Source organism: Bradyrhizobium diazoefficiens (assembly GCF_016616885.1).
Taxonomy (GTDB): Bacteria; Pseudomonadota; Alphaproteobacteria; order Rhizobiales; family Xanthobacteraceae; genus Bradyrhizobium; species Bradyrhizobium diazoefficiens_F.
Map to the genome: position 1 here is coordinate 3,174,435 of NZ_CP067102.1, position 21,284 is coordinate 3,195,718.

Consider the following 21,284-nt stretch of genomic DNA (forward strand, 5'->3'; position numbering starts at 1 on the left):
TGCTTCCGCGGTAGGAGACGTGGTGGGTTACGCTGACGCTAACCCACCCTACGATATCAACCCATCAACCCGGATAGGTGTAGGCGGTCTTCACCGTCGTGTAGAACTCGCGCGCATAGGAGCCCTGCTCGCGGGCGCCATAGCTCGAGCCCTTCCGGCCTCCGAACGGCACGTGATAGTCGACGCCGGCGGTCGGCAGGTTGACCATCACCATGCCGGACTCACTGTTGCGCTTGTAGTGCGAGGCGTATTTCAGGCTGGTGGTGCAGATGCCGGAGCAGAGGCCGAACTCGGTGTCGTTGGAGATCGCCAGCGCTTCCTCGTAGGTCTTGGCGCGGATGACGGCGGCAACGGGCCCGAAGATCTCCTCGCGCGCGATGCGCATGTTGTTGTTGGCTTCGGTGAACAGCGCCGGCTGGAGGTAGTGGCCGGGCGTCTCGCGCTTAAGCAACTCGCCGCCGAAGGCGAGCTTGGCGCCCTCGTCCTGGCCGATCTTGATGTAGCGCAGGTCCTGGTCGAGCTGGCTCTGATCGACCACCGGGCCGATATGGACGCCGGCCTTGAGTGCGTCGTCCACCGACAGGCCGTTCAGGCGCTCGGCCATCGCCGCAATGAAGCGGTCATGGATGCCCTCGGTGACGATCAGGCGGGAGGACGCCGTGCAACGCTGGCCGGTCGAGAAATAGGCACCATTGACGGCGACTTCGACGGCGGTCTTGAGGTCGGCGTCGTCGAGCACGACCAGCGGGTTCTTCCCGCCCATCTCGAGCTGGAACTTCTTCATCGGAGTCGACAGCACGCAGGCCTGCGCGATCTTGCGGCCGGTCTGCACCGAGCCGGTGAAGGAGATCGCCGCGACATCGGGGTGGTCGAGCAGCGTCTGGCCGACGACGGAGCCGGAGCCGACCACGAGGTTGAACACGCCTGCCGGGATGCCGGAGCGGGCGATGATCTCGGACAACGCATGTCCGGAGCCGGGCACCAGCTCGGCCGGCTTGAACACGACCGTGTTGCCGTAGCAGAGCGCGGGCGCGATCTTCCAGGCGGGAATCGCGATCGGGAAATTCCAGGGCGTGATCATGCCGATGACACCGACCGGCTCGCGGGTCAGCTCGACGTCGAGGCCGGGGCGGACGGAGGCGCCCTTCTCGCCGATCAGGCGTAGCGCTTCGCCGGCGAAGAACGCAAAGATCTGGCCGGCGCGGGCGACCTCGCCGATGCCCTCGGGGAGCGTCTTGCCTTCCTCGCGGGCGAGCAGGCGGCCGAGCTCTTCCTTGCGGGCGAGGATTTCAAGAGAAATCTTGTTCAGCGCGTCGTAGCGCACCTGCGGTGTCGACTGGGCCCAGGCGGGGAAGGCGGCTTTCGCGGCCGCGATCGCTTTCTCGGTCTGCGCCTTATCGGCCTTGGCGTATTCGCCGACCAGATCGTTGGTGTTGGAGGGGTTGATGTTCTTGGTGACGCCGGAGCCGTCGACCCATTCGCCGCCGATGAAGTTTTTGAGGATCGCAGTCATCTCTTTTTCCTCCGAGGAAGTCTTGTCTTACCGAACGAGGCAGGGCCGCTTGTCGTCAAACGTCCAGCCGGGGATCAGGTCCTGCATGGCCGTGGCGTCATCGCGGGCGCCGAGGCCATACTGCTTGTAGAGTTCATGCGCGGCCTCGATGGCCGCACGGTCGATCTCGATGCCGAGGCCCGGACGATCCGGGACCGCGATCTTGCCGCCCTTGATCTGGAGCGGTTCCTTGGTGAGGGCCTGGCCGTCCTGCCAGATCCAGTGGGTGTCGATCGCAGTGACCTTGCCGGGGGCCGCAGCGCCGACATGGGTGAACATCGCGAGCGAAATGTCAAAGTGGTTGTTGGAATGCGAGCCCCAGGTCAGGCCGTTGTCACGGCAGGTCTGGGCGACCCGCACCGAGCCTTGCATGGTCCAGAAATGGGGATCGGCCAGCGGAATGTCCACCGCACCCAGGCGCAGCGCATGGCTAAGTTGGCGCCAGTCGGTGGCGATCATGTTGGTGGCGGTCGGCAAGCCCGTGGCGCGGCGGAACTCGGCCATGATCTCGCGGCCGGAGAAGCCGGCCTCGGCCCCGCAGGGATCCTCGGCATAGGCGAGGATGCCGTGCATATCCTTGCAGAGGCTGATGGCCTCGTCGAGCGACCAGGCGCCGTTCGGGTCGAGCGTGACGCGTGCGTTGGGAAAGCGTTTGGCGATGGCCGTGACGGCCTCGATCTCCTGTTCGCCGCGGAGCACGCCGCCTTTCAGCTTGAAGTCGGCGAAGCCGTAATGGTCTTGCGTGGCTTCCGCCAGCCGCACCACGGTCTCCGGCGTCATCGCCTCCTGATGGCGGAGATTGAACCAGTCGGGCTTGCCGGTCTCGCCCTTGACATAGTCGAGCTTGGATTTCCTGATGTCGCCGACGAAGAAGAGGTAGCCGAGCGTCTCGACGCTCTTGCGCTGCTGGCCTTCGCCGAGCAGTGCGGCGACGGGAAGATCGAGGTGCTGGCCGAGCAGATCGAGCAGGGCGGATTCAATCGCGGTGACAGCGTGAATCATCACGCGCAGGTCAAACGTCTGCTTGCCGCGGCCACCGGCGTCGCGGTCGGCGAACGTTGTGCGAACGTCTGCCAGGATGTTGTTCATCGCGCCGACGGTCTTGCCGATCACGAGATCGCGGGCGTCCTGGAGCGTCTGCCAGATCTTTTGCCCGCCCGGCACCTCGCCGACACCGGTGTGACCGGCATTGTCGGTGAGGATGACGATGTTGCGGGTGAAGAACGGCGCATGCGCGCCGCTTAAGTTGAGGAGCATGCTGTCGCGGCCCGCGACCGGGATCACCTGCATCGTTGTGACGACCGGTGCGCCAGCAATATCAGTCTGGGCCATCGCAGCTCCTTCCCTGTTGTCTCGCTTTATTCTGCCGCCTGTTGTGTCGATCCTGCGGCGGGCAGCTTTTGCACCAGCGCGGTCAGTTCCGCAATCTCCTGCTCGGTGAGATCGGTCAGCGGCGGACGGACCGGGCCGGAATCGCGGCCGATGACCTTCATGCCAGCCTTGATGATCGAGACCGCATAGCCCTTCTTGCGGTTTCGGATCGCGATCAGCGGCAGGATGAAATCCTTCAGGCCGGCGTGGATCGTCGCATGATCGCGCTTGCGCACCGCGGCGTAGAAGCTGGTGGCGAATTCCGGCACGAAATTGAACACAGCCGACGAGTAGGTCGTCACGCCCATGTCGAGATAGGGCAGCGCAAACGTCTCGGCGGTCGGCAGGCCGCCGACATAGGTCAGGCGGTCACCGAGCTTGGTGTAGACGCGGGTCATCAATTCGATGTCGCCGATACCGTCCTTGTAGCCGACGAGGTTCGGGCAGCGCTCGGCGAGGCGGGCGACCGTGTCGGGCTGGAGGATGGCGTTGTCGCGGTTATAGACGATGACGCCGATCTTCACGGAGGCACAGACGGCCTCGACATGGGCGGCAAGGCCTTCCTGCTCGGAATGGGTGAGGTAGGGCGGGAGCAGCAACAGGCCGTCGGCGCCGGCCTTCTCGGCACCGATTGCGATCTCGCGGGCGATCGCGGTGCCGTAGCCGGTGCCGGCAAGCACGGGCACGCGGCCCTTGGTCTCCTCGACGGCGACCTTGACGACCTCAGGGACCTCGGTCGGCGTCAGCGAGAAGAACTCGCCGGTGCCGCCGGCGGCGAACAGACCTGCGACATCATAGCCGCACAGCCAATCCATGTTGGCGCGGTAGGTCGCCTCGTCGAAGGAATAGTCCGCCTTGAACGGCGTGACGGGGAAGGACAGGAGCCCGGATCCGATCTTCTGGGCCATTTCCTGCGGGGTCATCTTGCTCATGGGCGCTGCTCCTTGTTTCCAGTGTTGTGGAGGACGCAACAAGGCCGCGCGTCCATGCGCTGGTGTTTAGGCAACCGTTCGATGCGCGTCCAAGCCAAAGCCTATATCGACCGATGCGGATTGAGCATCAATCGTCCGCCACCTCCGCGGCGGACAATTCGCCTGCGATTTTGACCAGCGCGGACAACAGCGGATCCTCGTTGTCGCGGCGCCAGACCATGAACAGCTCGACGGGCACGCGCGTGCGCAGCTTGAGCGGCCGCAGCCGCACGTCCGCGATCTTCAGGCTTGCCGCCGCCGCCGGCACGATGGCAAGGCCGAGACCGGCGCGCACCATGGCGAGGATCGAGTGGATCTGGCTCAGATGCTGGACATAGCGCGGAAGGATGTCGGCGCGAGTGAACAGCGCGACCAGGAGATCATGGAAGTAGCGGCTCTCATAGGGCGAATACATCACGAACGGCTGGTCGTCGAAATCCTTGATGGTGATGCTCTCGGCATTCGCCAGCGGATGCTTCTTCGGGATCGCGGCGAGCAGGGGCTCGGCGACGACGCGGCGGCTGGCAACTTCAGGGCGCGCGATCGGCGGCCGCAGCAGGCCGGCGTCGATCTGGCCCGAGGTCAGCGCCTCGAACTGGTCGCCTGAGACCATCTCCTTCAGTGAGAAGTCGACTTCCGGCAGCTTGGCGCGGCAGGCCGCGACCAGTTCGGGGAGGAAGCCGTAAGCCGCGGCGGCCGTGAAGCCGATCTTCAGCGAGCCGGTCTTGCCGAGCGCGATCCGGCGGGCAACCTGCGAGGCGCTCTCCGCAAGCTTCAGGATGCGGCGGGCCTCGGGGAGGAAGCTGCGCCCCGCCGGCGTCAGGCGCACCGAGCGGCTGGTGCGTTCCAGCAGCGGCGCGTCGATGATGTGCTCCAGCACCTGGATCTGCCGAGACAGCGGCGGCTGGGTCATGTTCAGCCGCGCGGCGGCGCGGCCGAAATGCAGTTCTTCGGCCACCGTGACGAAGCAGCGGAGCTGATTGAGGTCGAACATCGATACATGCCTTAGATGAATAAGGCGTTTCCCCGGCACTTCTAGCATCGATCATCCCCAAAACAAAGACGGCGGCCTTGTGAGCCGCCGTTGAGTTGCCTGTCCCACTCCGATCACTCGGAGCGCTCAGGAGGAACGTTTGAGCACCACCCGCTCGATCTTGCCGACCACCACGAGATAGGCCACCGCGGCGACCAGCGCGTTGATGCCGACGAACACCAGGGCGCCGTTGAAGGAGCCGGTCGCGGCCACGATGTAGCCGATCACGATGGGCGTCGTGATCGAGGAGAGGTTGCCGAAGGAGTTGAACAGGCCGCCGGAGACGCCGCCGGCCTCCTTGGGGGAGGTGTCGGAGACGACCGCCCAGCCGAGCGCGCCGATGCCCTTGCCGAAGAAGGCGAGCGCCATGAAGCCGACCACCAGCGCCTGGCCGTCGACATAGTTGCAGGCGATGATCGACATCGACAGCAGCATGCCGCCGACGATCGGGATCTTGCGCGCCATGGTCAGCGATCCGGTCTTGCGCAGGATGGCGTCGGAGATGACGCCGCCGAGCACGCCGCCGATGAAGCCGCACAGCGCGGGCAGCGTCGCCACGAAGCCGGCTTGCAGGATCGACAGGCCGCGCTCCTTGACGAGGTACACCGGGAACCAGGTCAGGAAGAAATAGGTCAGCGTGTTGATGCAGTACTGGCCGAGGTAGACGCCGAGCATCATGCGGTTGGAGAGCAGCTGGCGGATATGGTCCCATTTCGGACCGGAATCCGGCGCACGCTCGTCTCTGGGCGCGTCGAGATCGACCAGCGCGCCGCCTTCCTTGATGTAGTCGAACTCGGCCTCGTTGATGCCGGGGTGCTCCTTCGGACCGTAGACGGTCTTGATCCAGGCGAGGCCCATGATGACGCCAAGGCCGCCCATCACGAAGAACACATAGCGCCAGCCGTAATCATGGGCGATCCAGCCCATCAGCGGTGCGAAGATCACGGTCGCGAAATACTGCCCCGAATTGAAGAAGGCCGACGCGGTGCCGCGCTCATTGCCGGGAAACCAGGCCGCGACGATGCGGGCGTTGGCGGGGAAGGACGGCGCTTCCGCGACGCCGACCAGGAGGCGAAGCGCGAACAGCACGATGATGGCGGTGCCTGCGCTGAAGAAGCCGACCCAGCCCTGCATCATCGTGAACAGCGACCAGACGATGATGCTGAAGGCATAGACGAGGCGCGAGCCGTAGCGGTCGAGCAGCCAGCCGCCCGGCACCTGCGCGACGACATAGGACCAGCCGAAGGCCGAGAAGATCCAGCCCATGGCGACGGGATCGAGATGCAACTCCTTGGAGAGCGCGGGGCCCGCGATCGAGAGCGTGGCGCGGTCGGCGTAATTGACCGTCGTGACCAGGAACAACATGGTCACGATGAATAGCCTGACGCGAGACCTCCTCACGTCCGTTGCGGACACTACTGCGCTCATCAGGCGCCTCCTTAGAACTCGATTGTTTCCTCACTGCGAGTCCTAGAGGCGCACGCGGGAAGGTGTCCAAGTTCAAGGGAGTATCGATTGATGCCGTTTTTGAATTGATGGAACGGCAGGTCGCGGGAACGTGACCGCAAACTCGTCGTTGCGAGCGCAGTGAAGCAATCCAAGAATCTCTCTGCAGTCGGACTCTGGATTGCTTGGCTGCGCTCGCAATGACGGCGGTGAGTATAGCGGGACGAGCCTCGAAAGAGGCTCGTCCCGCTTTGTTTCGTCAGTCCCTATCCTTCACTCGAACGCCCGGCAGCAGATGGGTATGGTCCTCGCCGCGGACCGCCTCGAGCTCGTCCGGCTCCAGGCCGAGCGCCTTCAGGATGGTGGGCGCGACCTGCCGGTTCGCAACGCGCTCGTGGACGATCGTCGGAGCGAGTTTCGGATTTGAGACGACGAGCAGGACGTGCGTATCATCCTCGGCGAAGCCGCCGTGCTCGGCGATCTTCTTCTTGCTCTTGCTATAGATCGTGCCGGCGATCGGCTGGATGATGATGTCAGGCGTACGGCCGGCCGCCGGATCGCCAAACCGATCAACCAGCTGCTCGCCGGCATAGATCTTCTCGATGCGGGCGCGGTTGCTGGCCTTGCGATCAGCTTCGAGGATCGCGACGGCCTTCTCGGCGTCGCCCTGATTCTGGAGCCAGATCAAGGCAACGTCATCGGCGGTTTCCTGGGCGAGCTGGACGCCGCCATTCGTCAGCAAGTCAGCCGGATCGGTCACGTCGGCGCGCACGCCGCCGCCCAGCTTCGGATTGGTGCTGCCGGTCAGCATGTGAAGCTTGTTGACGTCGATCGGCGACTGACCGTGCTTGGCGCCGACGATGACCAGCGTGTCGCGGGCAATGTGCTGGTCCGCCAGCGCATCCAGCATCTGGCCGAGCGAGGCGTCGACGAAGTCGAGCGATGCCTGGAGCTGCGGGCTCGGCGTCGCCGCGGCGTCCAGATATCCGTCGGCCGTCACCTTCTGGCCGACGCTGACGGCCTGGAAGTTCATGCCAAAGATCGCGGGAACGCCGACCTTGGTCTTGCCGGTGTGATCAAAACCCTTGATCCAGTTGAGCACGGCCGTGACCTTGAGTTGGTCATAGGTGCGCGTGAAGCTCGGGTCGGTGGTCCAGTCTGCGCCGGGCTGGCCCGGCACCGTGGTCGAGTTGATCTCGGGTGCGTAGAGCTCATCGAGACCCTTGCCGGACGGACCGCTGATGATCTCGTAGGCCGGATGCTTGTCCGACCAGGCGGTGCGCCGACCCGCCTCGTGGATGACTTCCATGATAGTGTTCAGCTTCAGATATTGATGCGGATACACCACCTCGCACTTGCCGCCCTTCAGCCGCATCGGCAGATGCGCGGGGTCGATGTGGTCGGAGCCGGCCGGGCCGCCGCCGTCGAGCTTGGTGATGTCGTAGGCCAGATTCTCGGCGTAGAGCGCTTCGGTGCCGGGCTGCCCCTGGCAGTTGCTGCCAGGTGCGAACAGCTTGCGGTCGTAGCTGTCATCATAGAACACGCCATGGGTTTTCGGAGTGCCGCCGGTCATGAACGCAAGGAGGCCCGGGAAGGAGTCGGAGGGCCGGGCGGTGTGCGCATCGGCGAAATGCACGCCATGCGCGAGCAACCTGCCGAAGCTCGACGAAGGGTGGGCACCGACATAGCGCTGCAGGTCGACCTCATGCATGCCGTCGACGCTGATCAGCAGGACATGCTTGACGTCGCCCTTGTCCTTGTCCTCGGCATGCGCGAACGACGGAGCCAGTAGCGAAAGACCAAGGGCCGAGACAAAAGCGATAGCGACGCCCGCGAACGGCCGTTTCTCGATCGTCATTGATGAACTCCCCAGTAGTGTCATGTGTTGATTGACATGCAGGCAGGCGACACCGCGCAGCGGAGAGCCTGTGCTCGCCGCCACGTGTGTCAATTCGTAGCACCGGGAAAACTAGGTAGCAGCGATGAACCTTGGATGACGCTGCGATTACGCCGCACGCGAAAATATTGTGCGTGGCGCCGTCAAATCAAACCGACGCCGGGTTTGTCGAATGCACACCTGTGAAGCTGCGCTGGTTACTGCCGCGCGCCGGGCAGGAGCGGAGCCAGCAGTCCGCGCGTGACGCCTGGCGGCACGGCATCCAGGCCGAGCACTGCGCTCGCCGCCGGCAGCGTGGCGTCCGCCATCGCCGCGTGGCCTTCGGCGCTGGGATGCACGGCGCCGCCATAGACGGCCGAGAGCACGCCCCAGGTCGCGTCGTGGATGTCGGTCGGCTGACTCGCCGACGGCAAGCCTTGCGGATAGGTCATCGCCGCAAAATAGCTGTCATTGGCATCGCGGATCCAGCGCGCGCGCGGCAGGTAGGCGCGATATTCCGAGGCGCCGCGGCCACACAGCATCGGCTGGCTCGCCCCGCTGACGATATCCGGATTGAAGCTCTGGCCGTTCTCGGCGAAGCAGGTGCGATCGAATTCGGGATCATTGCCGGCGTGGGCGCAAAAACCGTGATCCGCGAACGCAGCCTGATGCGTGTCGACGAAGGTCATGCGGTCAGCCTCGGGATCGCGGCACAGCGCGCCGCGCGTGCAGGTGGCGAGTCCCTTCAGCTGTGGCAGGAACTCGGTGTCGACGAAAGTCGAGACGTGCGCGAGCCGCTGCGGATCGGCATTGAATGCGGGGTGGATGTCGAAGCCAGCGCGACCGCCGCGGCAGGGCACGCCGCCGTCGGCCAGCGCCGGATTGGCGTAGGAGACGTAGACCACGTGCGAGAGATCGCCACCGACCAGCGGCTTCAGCGCCTCGCGCAGCTTGACGAAATTCTGCGGCAGCTCGCGCTGGAGCGCATCGCGGGAATCGTCGACACTCGCCATCACGCCGGAGCGGCGGAACAATGCACGCTCGGTCGCGGTGTCGACGATGACGTCGGCGACGAGGCCGGAGAAGTAGACGTCGTTGGCGCCGATCGAGAGCAGCACCAGATCGAGATTGCGATCCGGCTCACGTTTCTTCGCCGCGGTAACCGCCTCGCGCAACTCCGCGACCTGGGCATTGACGCTGGTGTTGCAGACGCCGGACTTGCCGGGTGGGCATTCCCGGGCGCGCTGCGAGCCGAGCAGGCCGTCGCTGATGCTGGCGCCGGTGCAGGCGAGCGGCAGATAGGTGACGGCGATATGGGTGTAGCGCACCGCGAGCGCGAGCGCGGTGCGGGTCTGGTAACTGTAGAGCGAGCGGTGGCAGGGTGAGTTGAGCCAGAGCGCGCTGTAGCGCTGCCAGTTGGCGAGCGTATCCGGCGCCTCGCAGGCGCGACCGCCCTTGAAGCCGGCGCGGCTCGGCCGGTAATACTGTCCGCCGGCGGTGCCGAGATAGGAGCGGAAGCAAAAGCCCTCGTCCGACAGCGCCAGTGGCCGGTCCGGATTGCCTTCGCCGGAGGCGATGCTGTCACCAAGGCCGGCGATGAAGATGTCGCGGACCTGGATCTCGGTCTGAACGCGCTGGCTCGGATCGGAGCCGGAGGAGACGTCGACGCTCGCGACCGTCTGCTTGCCGTAGCGGACCCGCAGATTGACCGGTTCGGCACAGTCGAAGGTCGAGGTCTGCGGTCCGTCGCCGTCGTCAAACGACCATGCGCAGGTGGCGCCGACCGGCACAGCGCCGGTCAGGCGAACGGTAACGGGGTGGTCGATCGGGGTGATGTAGTTCTCTTTGACGTTGTCGCGGGTGCAGGGCTGGTTGACCCGGCCCTGGAGGTCGATGCAGAGCCGATTGACCATGTTGCGGGCCCAGCCGCGGCCCTCGCTCTGCAGCTCCAGCGACTGCTCGGCAGCGAGGATGCTGCGGTTACGCGCATTCTCGACATGCAGCAGGAAGTCGCGCTCCTCGCGGAACAGGCGGAAGCGGTTGCGGACCTCCCAGCTGATCTGGATGGCGCCGCCATCCTGCGCGACGGCGCGCTGAAGCGGCAAAACGGTAAGGAGCCCGGTCAGCAGCAGGGCGCCCGAGAGACAACGGCGAAGGGAAACAGGGATCATGGCCCGCGTCTTCAACGGCAAAGTTGAGGCGGAAATAAGAGAGCATAGCGTCCCGCCCCGCAACCTTTGTCTGCCGCCTTACGGGCTGCCGACGTGACCGCTGGTGGCCTTATCGCTTGCTGGCCTGGCGCACCAACCGCTCGCGCTCCATCGGCGTCACCTGCTTGGGCAGGTTGGCCTGCGCGCAGGCTTCCGCCAGCCGTCGCCGCTCCTGCCAGGGCTTGACGACGTTCATCCAGAGCTCGCGGGTGCCCATGATGGAGATGGCGAGGCCGAACGGGATCACGAAATAGAGGATGCGGAAGACCAGCAGGGTGGCCAGCAGCTGCTCGCGGCCGAATTCGGGCAGTGCCACCAGCATGGCGGCGTCGAACACGCCGATCGAGCCGGGGGCATGACTGGCGAAGCCCAGCAGCGTTGCCAGGATGAACACCACCGCAAGCGACAGGAAGTCGATCGGCGGATTGGCCGGCATCAGCAGGTACATCGCAAGAGCGCAGAAGCCGAGATCGACCACCCCGATCAGGATCTGCACCAGCGTCAGCGGCGCCGACGGCAGCACGACTTTCCAGCCCTTCTGGCCGAGCTCGCGGCGTTTGTCGCCCATGCAGAGCCAGGCCAGATAGGCGGCAATCGAGGCGAGGCCGCCGATCGCGATCAGCCGGTTGATCGACGACGGCAGCTGATCCATGTAGGAGGCCGCATCCGGGTGGATGGTCATGCCGATCGAGAGCACGAAGATGTTACCGAGCCAGAAGGTCAGGCCGGAGAGGAAACAGATCTTGGCGACGTCGATCGCATTCAGCCCGTAGTCCGAGTAAATTCGGAAACGGATCGCGCCGCCGGTGAACACGGTGGCGCCGATGTTGTGGCCGATCGAATAGGACGTGAAGCTCGACAGCGCTGCGATGCGGTAGGGCACGTGCTTCTTGCCGATCGTTCGCAGTGCAAAAAAGTCGTAGAAGGTCAGCGTACAGAACGCGAAGAGCACGCAGATCGCGGCCAGGCCGATATGCCCGCGGGGAATATCGGTCAATGCGGTCAGGATGACGCCGGTATCGATGCCCTTGAGGGTCCGCAGCAGCGTGGTGACCGCGAAGGCGATGATCATCACGCTCGCGGCAATACCGAGCCGTCGCCAGCCGATCCATCTCGTGAAGCCGCGTTTCAGCGCGGGCAGCAGTCCGTGCATTCATCCTCCCGGCGGGGGGCAAGACCGACCGGGCCAGACATTGGCCGGTCGGTTGCGATCAGTGCCCGAAATGGGCATCGATCGCTAGGCATGATGTAGCTCATTTAAGGCAAAAACACCGACTTGTGCAGCCCTTGACAACAATAGGTTCTGCGCCGGACCCGCTGTTCTTGTCACAAGTGGTTCATATGGCGCGCGCGTTAAGCATATGAGTCGAGCTTGCGTCGTGCACCCGCATGTCCAGATGGTTTCAAATCCTGCCGCCGCAAGCGTTGTTCCGAAGCAGACGATCCGGGCATTTTTTGGAACGACCGCGCTGCGCTCTGGTTAGCGCCGCATCAGCAATCGAACACGGCAAAACACTGGCTTTTCGTGCAGGCCGGTGCTGCCGTGTTCCCAAAACCTCTCGAGGATTGGAACGATGGGACTGTTCACAAAAGACATCAAGACCATGAACGACCTGTTCGCGCATCAGCTGCAGGACATCTATTACGCCGAGCAGCAGCTCACCAAGGCGCTGCCGAAAATGGCGGATAAGGCGACCGATCCGCAGCTGAAACAGGGCTTTTTGACGCACCTTGAAGAAACCAAGCAGCACGTCACACGGCTCGAGGAAGTGTTCAAGATGCACGGTGCCAAGGTAAAGGCGGTCGACTGTCCCGCCATCGACGGCATCATCGAAGAGGCCGACGAGACCGCTGGCGAAGTCGCGGACAAGGCGGTGCTCGACGCGGCACTGATCAACGCGGCACAGGCCGCCGAGCACTATGAGATCGTCCGCTACGGCAGCCTGATCGCCTGGGCCAAGCAGCTCGGCCGCAGCGACTGTGCCGCCGTACTCGCAAAGACGCTCGAGGAAGAGAAGGCAACGGACAAGAAACTGACAACGATTGCCGAGAGCAAGGTAAACCTGCGCGCGGCGAGCTGACCGCAAGTTACCCTCTGTCAGGAGACGCCGCCGCGCATCCCGCGCGGCGTCTCCTTTTTCGGCTGCGTCTGGCTGGCTCGGTATTTCAGGCCGAACACCAGGGCGACCACAGCAAAGACCGCAATCGTCGTGGCGAAGACCAGGCTCGCCACCGTCGAGCTGATCAGGGTCGAGAGGACACCGATTCCGATCACCGGAAGCGCGTTCCCGAGAAAGCAGCAGATGAAATAGGCCGAGACCACTTCGGCGCGGCGATCATCGGGTACGATCTGGTTCACGACCTGCAGGCTGCCGCGATAGCCCAGGCCCGCTGCTACGCCGCAGGTCGCGGTCGCCGCGATCATGACGACGAGCGATTCCGCAAACTGTGCGGTCACGAGCAGGGCAAGGCTCGGCAACATCAGGCCGAGCGACCAGAGCATCGCAGCGCGGCTCGACAGCGACCGCGTCAGGGCAATGACGAGCGCAACAGCAGCCGCAAGCTCGAGGAATATCGCGCCAGCGACCGCGTGGCTGGTGACATGCAGTTCGCCGGCGAGCACGCTCGGCGCGAGCGCGGCGAAAAAGGCGACGAGGGCCATGGCGCCGAAGCCGGTGACTGCGGGCGCAACGAACCGCGGCTGGATTGACGAAGGAACGCCGGCGCGCGGCCGCACCGACAGTTGCGCGAAGGCGGTCAAAGGACGATTTACCGTCTCGTGCGCGAAGGCGAGAAGGGCCGCGACAACGATCAGCGCCGCGAGATAGGCGATGAACGGCGTTCGCAGCGGAAGCGCGACATATTCGGCAAGCAGGCCGGAGATCAACGCGCCGAGACCAAGGCCGATGAAATTCGCGATCGTTGCGATCACCGTGGCGCGGGAGCGATCTTGTTCGGCGATCAGTTCCGCAAGCCATGCGGTGCCGGTTCCGGCACCGATTCCGATCGCAAGACCACTGAGCACCCTTGCGACATAGAGCGAGGCGACCCCGTGAGCGAACAGGAATACGAGCGCCCCCACGATGGCGATGCCGACGGCAATGACTGCAGTGCGCCGCCGCCCGACCTGATCGGACATCCGGCCGAATATCATAAGTGCGGTCAGGTTTCCGACGACATAGACGGCGTAGATCAGGGTCAACGTGATCTCGGAGAAACCCAACTGTTGCTTGTAGATGATGTAGAGCGGGGTTGCGACCGTGCTGCCGGCGAACAGCGCGCCGATCAGGCAGCCGACAGCGAGGATGGTCGCGGTCCTGCCGAACTCTGATCTTGCGCTTGACGGAACCGAGGTGGTGCCAACTCTTGCCATGGCTTCGCTTTCTTGCAGAGAAGATAAGGGGCTCAACACGAAGCACATTCGCGGCGTTCCCATGCCTCCGCGCAGACGGGGCTTGCATGGCGAGCAGGGCGCGAGGCCTCAATGCTTTCCGGCGCAGGATACGATTCGGGCTCGCGATGATGTTTCGATCAGAACCGAAGCATGATCACGCAACGAAAGCGTATTGATGGCGTTCACCCCGCAAACATCGAGGTGGATCATGCCGGCAGAATATCTTCAGCTGCACTCGTTTTCGAAAGAGTGGAACGTGCGAGGCGCGCAAGCTGCGTCCGCTCTGACGCTGGCTGCAATGAGCCTCGGCTATGGCGTGGTGCAGCTCGACGTCACCATCGTCAACACCGCGCTCGACGCCATGGGCAAGTCGCTCGGCGGCGGCGTTGCCGAGTTGCAATGGGTCGTCAGCGCCTACACCATCGCCTTTGCCGCCTTCATCCTGACGGCCGGCGCACTCGGCGACCGGATCGGCGCCAAGCGTATCTTCATGGCGGGGTTTGCGCTCTTCACCGCGGCCTCGCTGGCCTGCGCGCTGTCTCCCCACGCCATCATGTTGATCGGCGCGCGGCTGGTCCAGGGGCTGGCGGCGGCGATCCTCGTGCCCAATTCGCTGGCGCTGCTGAACCACACCTATACGGACGACCGCGCGCGCGGCCGTGCCGTCGCGGTCTGGGCCGCGGGCGCGAGCCTGGCGCTGACCGCCGGTCCCTTCGTCGGCGGTGCGCTGATCACGCTGGTTGGCTGGCGCGCGATCTTCCTCGTCAATCTGCCGATCGGCCTCGCTGGTCTGTGGCTGAGCTGGCGGTATGCGGTGGAGACCACGCGGGCGCGCTCGCGCGAGATTGATCTGCCCGGCCAGTTTGCTGCCATCGGCGCGCTCGGAGCCCTCGCGGGCGCGATCATCGAGGGCGGCGAGCTTGGCTGGCAGCATTCGCTCGTGCTTTCGGCCTTCGCGGCGGCCGCGGTCCTCGCCACGCTGTTCGTCTGGCGCGAGAGCCGCACGTCGCAGCCGATGCTTCCGCTGTCCTTGTTCAGTCACCGGCTGTTTACCCTGACCACGGTCGTCGGCCTCCTCGTCAACATCGCGATCTACGGCCTGATCTTCGTGCTCAGCCTCTACTTCCAGCGCATCAACGGCCTGTCGGCCTGGTGGACCGGGCTCGCCTTCGTGCCGATGATGGGCGCGGTGCTGCCGGTCAATCTGCTGGCGCCGCGCCTCGCCGAGCGTATCGGCCCGTGCCCGACTATCGTCGTCGGCGCCTGCATCTCGGCGCTTGGCTGTCTTGGTCTGGTCTGGATCGAGGCGGGGACGAGCTATTGGGCAATCTTCGCGCAGATGATCGCGATCAGCGGTGGGCTTGGTCTCCTGGTGCCGCCTCTCACCTCGACCTTGCTCGGTAGCGTCGAGAAGGCGCGTTCCGGTATCGCTGCGGGTGTGCTCAACGCGACGCGGCAGACCGGCAGCGTCCTTGGCGTTGCGTTGTTCGGTTCGTTGGTCGGCGGCGAAGGCGCATTCATGCAGGGCTTGCATCTCGCGCTGGTTATCTCAGCCGCTGTCCTGCTACTTGCGGCTGCGACTATTGGGATTGGTGCACGAACGCGCGGGCGAACAATGTGAGTAACCGCGCACATTCCCTGTTCACCATTCGGGTAACCGGCAGACAGCCGGTTACCGACTGTCCACTTCTGCCGGTTCTAGTGCCCGATGGGAATAGAGGCCGGCAATGTATCAAGTTCTGTTTTGTCTCACGGACCAGCATGATTGGCGTCTGGTCGCACTTGGCGGGGTGGTGTGTTTGCTCGCCAGCGCGGCGGCAATCAGCCTGTTTCACCGCGCGCGTGCGGCGAGCGGGTCGGCTCGCCTGGTCTGGATCATGCTCGATGCTGTCGTCGCCGGTTGCGGTATCTGGGCAACCCATTTCATCGCGATGCAGGCCTATGGGCCGGGCGCCGGTGGCGCCTACAACATCCCCGTAACGGTCCTGTCGCTGATCTTTGCGATCGCAGTCACCTTCATCGGTCTCAGCATATCGGCTTCGACGACGCGCGGGGGTCTGGTCGCGGTCGGTGGCGCCGTCGTCGGCGCAGGCGTGGCCGCGATGCATTATACCGGCATGATGGCGTTCGAGATACCTGCCCATGTCGGCTGGACCGCGGGGACCGTGACGGTATCGATCTTGCTCGGCATCCTCTTTGGATCGGCCGCCTTGCACGTCGCGGGGCGAGGCGATAGCCCGTCCAACGCGCTTGCTGCGATGATCCTGTTGACGATCGCCATCGTCTCTCACCATTTCACTGCGATGGGCGCGCTGGAATTGACGCCCGATCCCACGCTTGTGATCAGCGGTCTTTCGATCCCGCCGCAGTCGCTGTCCATTCTGACCGCAAGCGCGGCCGCGGCCATTCTCGTCATTGCGCTTACCGCGGCCGTGCTCGACCGTCGCGCCAAGGGCGAGATCGGACGCCAGCAGGTCGTGCTGGACACAGCACTCGAGAACATGTCGCAGGGATTGTGCATGTTCGATGCCGAAGGCAAGATCATCCTGTTCAACGAACGCTATGCGGCGATGGTCCGCCGCTCCGACATGCAGCTCACCGGCCGCGTCCTGCTCGACATTCTCCGCGAGGAGGCGGCGAAAGGGCAGTGGAATGGCGAGCCCGAACAATTTTTTGCACGCCTGGTCGAGGATGCCCGGGAGGGGCGTACGACAACTGATGTTGTCCGCCGGTTCGACCGCTCGATCCGCGTCGTCAACCAGCCGATGCAGGGCGGCGGCTGGGTCGCCACCTTCGAGGACATCACCGAATGGCTGGACGCGCAGGCCAAGATCTCGCACATGGCACGCCATGACGCGCTCACCAATCTGCCGAACCGCGTGCTGTTCCACGAGGAGCTCGAACAGGGATTGCGCCGGGCGGGTGCCAACGACCAGCTCGCGGTGCTCTGTCTCGACCTCGACCATTTCAAGGACATCAACGACTCGCTCGGCCATCCCATCGGCGACGCACTGCTGAAGGAGGTCGGCCGCAGGCTGAAGGCCACTGTCGGCGAGCACGACACCGTGGCCCGCCTTGGCGGCGACGAGTTCGCCGTGGTCCAGATCGGCCGCTCGGAGGAGGCTGCCGCGCGGGCGCTCGCCGGCCGCCTCGTCGAGGTGATCTCCGCGCCTTACGAGATCGACAACCATCAAATCGTGATCGGCGTCTCGATCGGCATCTCGCTGTCGCCGCAGGACGGCAGCAATCCCGACGCGCTGTTGAAAAACGCCGACCTCGCGCTGTACCGCGCCAAGGCGGACGGCCGCGGCACCTATCGCTTCTTCGAGACCGGCATGGACGCGCGCGCACAGGCGCGGCGCCTGCTGGAAATGGACATGCGGGCGGCGCTCCAGCGCGACGAATTCCAGCCGTACTACCAGCCTATCCGCGACGTCGCGAGCGATCGCGTGGTCGTCTTCGAGGCACTGCTGCGCTGGAACCACCCGCAGCGCGGCCTGATCTCGCCCATCAACTTCATTCCACTTGCCGAGGAGACTGGTCTCATCATCCAGCTCGGTGAGCTGGTGCTGCACAGTGCCTGTGCGGATGCCGCGACCTGGCCGGATGACATCGGCGTCGCCGTCAACCTCTCGCCGGTACAGTTCAAGAATCCAAACCTGATCGCGTCGGTGACCGATGCACTGGAGAAATCAGGGCTCGCGGCGCGCCGCCTCGAGCTCGAGATCACCGAATCCGTGCTGCTCCAGAACAGCGAGGCGACGCTGACCACGCTGCACGACCTGCGCGCCATGGGTGTGCGGATCTCGCTCGACGATTTCGGCACCGGCTATTCGTCGCTGAGTTACTTGCGCAGCTTCCCGTTCGACAAGATCAAGATCGACCGTTCCTTCGTGTCCGAGCTCGCCACGCGCGAAGATTCGGTGGCGATCATCCGCGCCGTGACCGGCCTCGGCCGCAGCCTCGGCATCGTCACCACGGCGGAGGGCGTCGAGAATGACGCGCAGCTCGAGTTGCTTCGCCGTGAAGGCTGCACCCAGGCGCAAGGCTATCTGTTCAGCCAGCCCCGGCCTGCTTGCGACGTTGCGATGATGTTGGAACGGCCGCGCCTGCTCGCCTCGGCCTAATTGCTACCCGCGGCGCAGCGCGAAATGCGCGCCGCAAAACGCCATCACGGCGCCGAGACACAGCGCCGCGAGGGCGGCCAGCACGCCTGCGAATGTCGGGACAGCGCTCGGCGCCGAGGCGGCCTGGCCAGCACCCGCAAGCAGGAGCACGCCGACTGCGATCAGGAACTGCCGCATCCGGTGCGGGATCTGGCCGTCGACCGCGCTCTGCATCAATGTCGCCGTGAAATAGCCGCCGGAGAATCCGACGGTCGCAATCAGCCACCAGGCGATCGCAGCACCGGTCGGCATGAACTCATGCGTGTCCGAGCGCCAGAGGCCGCCGAGGTCGAGCCCGTAGCGCGCACCCAACATATGCACGGCGAGCGCGAGCAGCACGCCCGAGACTATGGCGGCCCCGAGAATCAGGCGGCGCGGAAAATAGATCGTCTCAGCCATGCCCCGCTTGTAGGATGGGGGAGGGCGATCGCGCAAGCGGATCGCGGACGGGATTGACAGATGCAGGTTTCGGATGGGCGAGGCGCCCCGGTCACGAGCTATGCCTACAAGGCGTCGCTGATCGGCTCGGCACATCGCTTCGAGCTGACCGATGAGGGATTGTCCTGGCACATCGCCGGCCGCTCCGGCGTCTGGCGCTACGATGAGATCAGTGCTGTCAGGCTGTCGTTCCGCCCGGTCTCGATGCAGCAGCACCGCTTTCGCGCGGATGTCAGCCGTGCCAGTGGCGGTCGCATTGCGATCCTGTCGACGAGCTGGCAGACCGCAGCGCTGATGGCGCCGCAGGACCGCGGGTTTCGCGATTTTCTCGTCGAGCTGCACGCGCGGATGGCGAAGGCCGGCAGCCGGGCCGAGCTGACCGCCGGCCTCGGCCGCAAAACCTATGCGGCGGTGCTGGCATTCCTGGCGATGCTGGCCGTGGCTATGGCCGGGCTGTTGATCCGCGCGCTGATGATCGGCGAATTCGCCGGCGTGCTGTTCATCCTCGGCTTCGCCGCGCTGTTCGCCTGGCAGGTCGGCGGCTTCGTCCGGCGCAACCAGCCGCGCAGCTACGGTTTTGATCGGCTGCCTCGGTCCTTGCTGCCCTAGCGCTTGCAATCGGCCGCAACCAAAATTGACTTCGCAGCCGCGCGCCGGTCCCGCATCGTGCCGCGATGACAGTCACGGATCGCAGCACGCGCCTGCCGACGGCGGACGAGATCGCCGAGATCAATCGCACCCATCTCATCGATACGCCGCTCCAGCCGGCCGATTTGCTGTTTCTGTTCGGCACCCGCGAGGACGTTGCGCTGCGCGCCGCGACCGCCGCGCGGCTGTGGCGCGAGGGCTATTTCCGCTGGTCGATTGTCAGCGGCGGCGTGACGCCCGGCTCGGAGCAATCCGAGTGCACGATCATCAAGGCGGCAATGGTTGATGCGGGCATTCCGGCGGATCGGATCCTCGAGGAGCATCGCGCGATGAACACGGGCGAGAACGTGATCTTCTCGCTGCCGATCATCGATGCTGCGCTGGGACTGCACCATATCCGCAGCGTGATCTGCCTCGGCAACACCTGGACCGCGCGGCGCTATCCGATGACGCTGCACCGGCACTGGCCCGAGGTGACGAAGCTGCTGCTTACCGTCGACAGTTTTGCGACGCCGCGCACGCTCTGGCATACCGCCGCCGAATTTCGCCGCCGTGTCCTGCACGAATGGGACAAGATCGAGCCGTACAAGGCGAAGGGGTTTATCGCGGAATGGCCGGAGGCCTGAGGGAGGATTCTTGTTTTGACGCGTTTTCTTCACGCGAACCAGGATCCACTTCGCTCGAAAACGCTTTGGTTACTCCGTCGAATCGAAATCTTCCTCCTTGGTGCCGAGCAGCGACACGATGGTGCGCAGGCCGGAATCGAGCTGCTCGAACGAGGGCGGGGCGAGCGCCAGCCGCACCGCGTTCGGGGCATGGCCATGCGCGACCGCGAAAGTCGATGACGGCGTCAGCGCGATGCCGCGCCGCGACGCGGCGGCAACGAATGTCTGCGAGCGCCAGTGCGGCGGCAACGTCAGCCAGAGATGATAGGAGCGCGGATCGGCGGCGATCTGGTAGCCCGCGAGCAGTCGTGCCGCGGTCTGCTGGCGGCGCGCGGCGTCGATGCGCTTGAGCCGTGTCAGCTCGGCGACGGTGCCGTCGGCCATCAATCGCTGGCCGGACGCGAGCGCGTGGCCCGAGGCGATCCAGCCGCCGGTGCGGACCGCGCTCATCACGCTCTCGCGCAAGTGCGGGGGAGCGACGAGGATGCCGAGCGCAAGACCCGGCGCGACTTTCTTTGAGAGGCTGTCGAGCACGATGCAGCGGTCCGGCCCGAGCGCCGCCAGCGGCGTGTCGTCGGCGAGGAATCCGTAGACGGCGTCCTCGATGATGGTGAGATCGAGCTTCTCGGCGACGCGCATGATGTCGGCGCGCCGCGTTGCGTTCATGGTGACGCCGAGCGGATTCTGGATGATCGGCTGGAGATACAGCGCCGACAGATGCGCTTCGCGATGCGCCTTCTGGATCGCGTCGGGCCGCGCGCCAAAATCGTCCATCGGGATCGGCACCAGCGTGATGCCGAGCCGCGCGGCGATGCTCTTGACGTAGGGGTAGCTGAGCGCCTCGACACCGCAACGGCCGCCGGTCGGTACGAGCGCTGCGAGCGCGGCCGCGAGCGATTGCTTGCCATTGGCGGTGAACAGGATCTGCTCGGCCTGCGGCGTGAAATCCTTCCGCGCGAGGTAGGCGGCGGCCGCGTTGCGTGCGCTCTTGGTGCCGGTGCTGGTCGACGAGCGCAGCACGGCTTCGAGTGCATCGACGCGTTCGAGCCCTGCGAGGCTCTTGGCGATCATCGCCCATTGCTGCGGCAGCAGCGGATAATTGACCTCGAAATCGATGCGCGCATCGTGCGGTTCGGTGAGGGTCTCGACCTCGCGCCTGATGTCGCCGGAGATGAAGGTGCCGCGGCCGACCTCGCCGACCACGAGGCCGCGGCGCAACAGCTCCGTATAGACCCGACTCGCCGTCGAGACCGCAATGCCACGGTCATAGGCAAAATTGCGCTGCGGCGGCAGCCGGTCGCCGGGTCTTAACGTGCCTTTAGAGATATCTGCGGCAATGGCATCCGCAAGCTTCACGTACTCGAACTTGGACATTATTGCACCGAGAGCAATGTTTTTCTTGCTCCGAGCAATGTACTGGAGCATTTAAGTTCCATCAAGGTCCGCGATTGAGCCGAGGAGAGCGAGAGCAATCCGACGGCAAATGAGGTGCAGATGCCCAGGCATTTGCGCCA

16 protein-coding genes are annotated in these 21,284 nt (G+C 64.8%); 5 read left to right on the forward strand and 11 right to left on the reverse strand.

The genetic code is table 11. The features are described 5' to 3' along the window. Window positions 1-64: 64 nt before the first annotated feature. The 8 genes from JJC00_RS14425 to JJC00_RS14460 all read right to left on the reverse strand — a co-directional run bounded on the left by JJC00_RS14425 (window position 65) and on the right by JJC00_RS14460 (window position 11,612). A complete protein-coding gene (locus JJC00_RS14425; RefSeq protein WP_200473197.1) occupies window positions 65-1,513 on the reverse strand; it encodes an aldehyde dehydrogenase family protein in 1,449 nt (482 codons plus the stop codon). Between the two features lie 27 nt (window positions 1,514-1,540). After that, the gene (gene gudD / locus JJC00_RS14430; protein WP_200473199.1) at window positions 1,541-2,884 is read right to left on the reverse strand and encodes a glucarate dehydratase; all 1,344 of its coding nucleotides are present in this window, start codon (window positions 2,882-2,884) and stop codon (window positions 1,541-1,543) included. 26 nt (window positions 2,885-2,910) lie between these two features. Then, window positions 2,911-3,855, reverse strand: a complete 945-nt coding sequence (kdgD, locus tag JJC00_RS14435; protein WP_200473200.1) for a 5-dehydro-4-deoxyglucarate dehydratase — start codon at window positions 3,853-3,855, stop codon at window positions 2,911-2,913. A gap of 127 nt (window positions 3,856-3,982) precedes the next feature. Next, on the reverse strand, window positions 3,983-4,888 hold the full coding sequence (locus JJC00_RS14440) for a LysR substrate-binding domain-containing protein (protein WP_200473202.1): 906 nt from the start codon (window positions 4,886-4,888) through the stop codon (window positions 3,983-3,985). A 126-nt stretch (window positions 4,889-5,014) separates the two neighbouring features. Further along, a complete protein-coding gene (locus tag JJC00_RS14445; RefSeq protein WP_200473204.1) occupies window positions 5,015-6,355 on the reverse strand; it encodes an MFS transporter in 1,341 nt (446 codons plus the stop codon). 277 nt (window positions 6,356-6,632) lie between these two features. Further along, entirely contained in the window at window positions 6,633-8,231 is a 1,599-nt protein-coding gene (locus tag JJC00_RS14450; RefSeq protein ID WP_200473206.1) for an alkaline phosphatase family protein, read from the reverse strand. Window positions 8,232-8,467: 236 nt separating this feature from the next. After that, entirely contained in the window at window positions 8,468-10,420 is a 1,953-nt protein-coding gene (locus tag JJC00_RS14455) for a hypothetical protein (RefSeq protein WP_200473208.1), read from the reverse strand. Window positions 10,421-10,529: 109 nt separating this feature from the next. Then, complete coding sequence (locus tag JJC00_RS14460; protein WP_200473210.1) at window positions 10,530-11,612, reverse strand: lysylphosphatidylglycerol synthase transmembrane domain-containing protein; 1,083 nt, start codon at window positions 11,610-11,612, stop codon at window positions 10,530-10,532. Between the two features lie 421 nt (window positions 11,613-12,033). On the opposite strand from JJC00_RS14460, the gene JJC00_RS14465 reads away from it, so the two are divergent. Further along, window positions 12,034-12,540: a ferritin-like domain-containing protein gene (locus JJC00_RS14465; protein ID WP_200473212.1), complete on the forward strand. Its 507-nt coding sequence runs from the start codon at window positions 12,034-12,036 to the stop codon at window positions 12,538-12,540. Window positions 12,541-12,557: 17 nt separating this feature from the next. Here JJC00_RS14465 and JJC00_RS14470 read toward each other — a convergent pair whose 3' ends face one another. Then, on the reverse strand, window positions 12,558-13,832 hold the full coding sequence (locus JJC00_RS14470) for an MFS transporter (protein WP_200473214.1): 1,275 nt from the start codon (window positions 13,830-13,832) through the stop codon (window positions 12,558-12,560). Window positions 13,833-14,061: 229 nt separating this feature from the next. Between JJC00_RS14470 and JJC00_RS14475 the strand changes: the two genes are divergently transcribed. Then, window positions 14,062-15,474, forward strand: a complete 1,413-nt coding sequence (locus JJC00_RS14475; RefSeq protein ID WP_200473216.1) for an MFS transporter — start codon at window positions 14,062-14,064, stop codon at window positions 15,472-15,474. A gap of 106 nt (window positions 15,475-15,580) precedes the next feature. Then, entirely contained in the window at window positions 15,581-17,980 is a 2,400-nt protein-coding gene (locus tag JJC00_RS14480; RefSeq protein ID WP_200473218.1) for a bifunctional diguanylate cyclase/phosphodiesterase, read from the forward strand. Between the two features lie 3 nt (window positions 17,981-17,983). Here JJC00_RS14480 and JJC00_RS14485 read toward each other — a convergent pair whose 3' ends face one another. Further along, on the reverse strand, window positions 17,984-18,418 hold the full coding sequence (locus tag JJC00_RS14485) for a hypothetical protein (RefSeq protein ID WP_200473219.1): 435 nt from the start codon (window positions 18,416-18,418) through the stop codon (window positions 17,984-17,986). A 60-nt stretch (window positions 18,419-18,478) separates the two neighbouring features. Here JJC00_RS14485 and JJC00_RS14490 point away from each other — a divergent pair, with 60 nt between their 5' ends. Beyond that, the gene (locus JJC00_RS14490; RefSeq protein ID WP_200473221.1) at window positions 18,479-19,066 is read left to right on the forward strand and encodes a hypothetical protein; all 588 of its coding nucleotides are present in this window, start codon (window positions 18,479-18,481) and stop codon (window positions 19,064-19,066) included. Between the two features lie 65 nt (window positions 19,067-19,131). Further along, window positions 19,132-19,731 (forward strand): YdcF family protein, encoded by a 600-nt coding sequence (locus JJC00_RS14495; RefSeq protein ID WP_200473222.1) that lies wholly within the window; start codon window positions 19,132-19,134, stop codon window positions 19,729-19,731. A gap of 69 nt (window positions 19,732-19,800) precedes the next feature. Here the strand turns inward: JJC00_RS14495 and JJC00_RS14500 are convergent, their stop codons facing one another. Further along, complete coding sequence (locus JJC00_RS14500) at window positions 19,801-21,144, reverse strand: PLP-dependent aminotransferase family protein (RefSeq protein ID WP_200473223.1); 1,344 nt, start codon at window positions 21,142-21,144, stop codon at window positions 19,801-19,803. Window positions 21,145-21,284 lie beyond the last annotated feature (140 nt).